Origin of the sequence: Mycobacterium kyorinense (genome assembly GCF_002101735.1) — a bacterium.
Classification (GTDB): Bacteria; Actinomycetota; Actinomycetes; order Mycobacteriales; family Mycobacteriaceae; genus Mycobacterium; species Mycobacterium kyorinense.
The window spans coordinates 1-1,524 of record NZ_LQPE01000043.1; the positions used below are offsets into that span (position 1 = coordinate 1).

A 1,524-nucleotide genomic window follows, 5' to 3' on the forward strand; every position below is an offset into this window, starting at 1 on the left:
GTCACTCCTGTACCTCTTCTCTTGCAGGCGCGAAGAGTGCGTCTGTGGTAGGGATGGGACGGGAGCCGGGGTGACGGCCTCGTGCGGTTGCCCTTCGAGGGCCTTCATGACACTGCCGCCCCCGGTTCCTTCGGGACTGCGTGACCGACGACAGAGGGATGCTGCCGGCAGCGCCGGTGAGTGACCACTCGGCTGCGGTCTCGACCCGTCCAATTCCTACCTCGGGTATCAGAACGGGAAGGGGACGGTGTTGTCTTTGGTCGAGGCATTGTTCTTCGTCGGGATCGATTGGGCGGCAAAGGTTCACGCAGTGTGTGTGCTGAACGCGGCGGGACGGAAGGTGGCCGCGTTCAGCATCGAGCACACGGCGGCGGGATTCGCCAAGCTGGCCGCACGGCTGGCCGGGCTCGCCGAGGATCCGCAGGCGGTGCCGATCGCGATCGAACGCCCGGACGGGCGGCTGATCGACGCCCTGCTCGAGGCCGGTCACCCGGTGGTGCCGGTCAAGCCGAACGCGATCAAGGCCTGGCGCGATGGCGAGGTGCTCTCCGGCGCCAAGTCCGACCCCGGCGATGCCGAGGTGATCGCCGAGTACCTGCGGCTGCGGGCGCACAAGCTGCGCCCGGCGGTGCCCTACAGCGACGACACCAAGGCGCTGCGCACCCTGACCCGCACCCGCGGCGAGATGGTCGAGGCGCGGGTGGCCGCGACCAACCAGCTCGCGGCGCTGTTGGACGCGTGCTGGCCGGGGGCGAAGGAGGTCTTCGCCGACGTCGCCAGCCCGATCGCGCTGGCCTTCCTGACCCGCTACCCGACCCCTGCGGCCGCGGCCAGCCTCGGTGTGAAGCGGATGGCCGCGTTCTGCGCCAAGCACGGCTACTGCGGGCGCCGCAGCCCTGAGGCCCTGCTGGACCGGCTGCGCAGCGCGCCCGCTGGCATCATCAGCCCGGCACAGACCGAAGCCCTGCGCGACGCCGTCATCGCCCACGTCGGCGTGCTCGCCGCGTTGAACACCGCGCTCAAGGATCTTGACCGGTCGGTGGCCGCGCACCTGGCCGATCACCCCGACGGCACGATCTTCGCCTCGTTCCCCCGCGCCGGCACCATCAACGCCGCCCAGATCCTCGCCGAATGGGGCGACGCCCGCGACGCCTACACCGGGCCCGAAGCCGTCGCCGCGCTCGCCGGGCTGGTGCCGGTCACCAAGAAGTCCGGCAAACACTCCGCGGTGCACTTCCGGTGGGCCTGCAACAAGCGCCTGCGCGTCGCGATCACCACCTTCGCCGACAACTCGCGTCACGAAAACCCCTGGGCCGCGGACATTTACCGTCGCGCCCGCGCCTCGGGCAAGGACCATCCACACGCGGTCCGCATCCTCGCCCGCGCCTGGGTCCGAGTGATCTGGCGCTGCTGGCAGACCGGCATACCCTACGATCCCGCCCTGCACAACGGCGCCCAACCCGCGCTCAGCGCCGCCGCAGCAGCCTGATTTCAGCTCTGAGGTTGACACAGAGGGTGTCATGA

General features: G+C 70.1%; 1 protein-coding gene. It reads left to right on the forward strand.

Annotated features, from left to right (window positions below; genetic code table 11):
* Positions 1 to 250 precede the first annotated feature (250 nt).
* Positions 251 to 1,489, forward strand: a complete 1,239-nt coding sequence (locus tag AWC14_RS07465) for an IS110 family RNA-guided transposase (RefSeq protein ID WP_084050292.1) — start codon at positions 251 to 253, stop codon at positions 1,487 to 1,489.
* Positions 1,490 to 1,524: the final 35 nt, after the last annotated feature.